The organism is Amycolatopsis rhizosphaerae (genome assembly GCF_007713715.1).
Taxonomy (GTDB): domain Bacteria; phylum Actinomycetota; class Actinomycetes; order Mycobacteriales; family Pseudonocardiaceae; genus Amycolatopsis_E; species Amycolatopsis_E rhizosphaerae.
The window spans coordinates 1-1,504 of sequence record NZ_VJWX01000828.1; the positions used below are offsets into that span (position 1 = coordinate 1).

The 1,504-nt window shown below is 69.7% G+C and carries 1 protein-coding gene; it reads right to left on the minus strand.

Features of this window, described 5'->3' with window-relative positions; translation table 11 throughout:
• The coding region (locus tag FNH05_RS37210; protein WP_144593512.1) for an LLM class flavin-dependent oxidoreductase at positions 1–1,061 on the minus strand (1,061 nt) is incomplete at its 3' end.
• Positions 1,062–1,504: the final 443 nt, after the last annotated feature.

Genomic DNA, 1,504 nt, shown 5'->3' on the forward strand with positions numbered 1-1,504 from the left:
GGTACGAGGTGCCGGGTGATCTGCTCGAGATCGTGGGGGATCGTCGCGGGGCGCAGGCGGAATCCGCTCAGGCCCGAGGAGCGCCAGTCCAGTAGGAGATCGGCCAGACCCTCCGGGGTTCCGGTGTAGACGGACGCGTCACTGGTGTACGGGGTGCCGGCGCGTTCGTCGAGCCGGTCGCGGCGGGCGGTGGCGGCGGCCTCGCTGGAATCCAGGAACACCGCGAGATCGGCGAAGACGTGCACGGTTTCCGCCGACCGCCCGGCCCGCTCCTGTGCGGCCCGGACATCCGCGACGATCCGCCGCGCCTCGGTGGCGTCGTGCGGGGTGACGAAACCGAGATCGGCGGAGCTGCCGACGAGCCGGTACGGGATCTGTTGGTGGGTCAGCGCGGCCACGAGTGGCTGGCCCTGTGGCGGACGGGGCGTGATCGACGGGCCGCGTACCCGGAAGAACCGTCCTTCGAAGTCGATGTAGTGCAGCTTGTCGCGGTCGATGAACCGGCCGGTCGCGCGATCGCGGATCTCCGCGTCGTCCTCCCAGCTGTCCCACAGCCGCCGCAGCACCTCGACGTAGTCCGCCGCCTCGGCGAACAGGTCCTCGATGCCTTCCTCGTGCCCGGCCCGGCGGCCGAAATGCGCGGCTTCGTGCGCGGAGGCCGAAACCTTGACCCGGACACCCGCCCGGCCGGTGCTCACGTAGTCCAGCGTCGCGATCGCCTTCGACAGGTGGAACGGCTCGGTGTGGGTCACGATCGCGGTCGGCACGAGGCCGATGTTGCGGGTCAGCGGCGCGACCCGGGCCGCGACGAGCACCGCGTCGAGGCGGCCGCGCACCTGATCCGTGCGCTCGTCGGGCACCCGGGGGTCCGCCGACTGCAACGCAAGCGAATCCTCGATGGTGACGAAGTCCAGCAGGCCCCGCTCGGCCTCCCGGATCTGGTCCGCCCAGTATCCGGCGGTGAACAATTCGCGGGGGCGAGCGCGGAGCTCACGCCACGCCGCCGGATGCCATCCCGTCCCGTCGAGGGCGACGGCGAGACGGACGAGGGGATGGGACATGCTCTTCTCCCAGCGAATTCGGAAGGGGACCCGGAGGACGGCCGGTTCCGATTCGATCCCTGGCGGAGGAAAGCGTCAACGCCATCTCATTCTTCGAACAACAAGGTTTTCTTTTCTTTCAGCACGAAAATCAGGGCGATGTCCGGTCTGCTCGGCGGTGCGCTTGTGTCCCGCGCTGGTGAGGGAATGGGTGCCGTGAGGGGACCCCTCACAGCCCTTACGACCAGGGTCCCGGCAAAGTCGGTCCTTGCATGGGCGAGTCCCACCTTCCGGCGGTTGTGTCCCACCCTCCGGCGGTTGTGTCCCACCTTCCGGCAGCCCGAGTGCCACGTTCGGCCCGTGCGAGGGGGGCGCCTTTCTCCGCAGTGACCCGCCCGCAAGCAGGGCTGCGCAGTGCCGTGAGGGGCCCCCTCACAGCCGAATCGACCGTGGGGTCCCCTCAC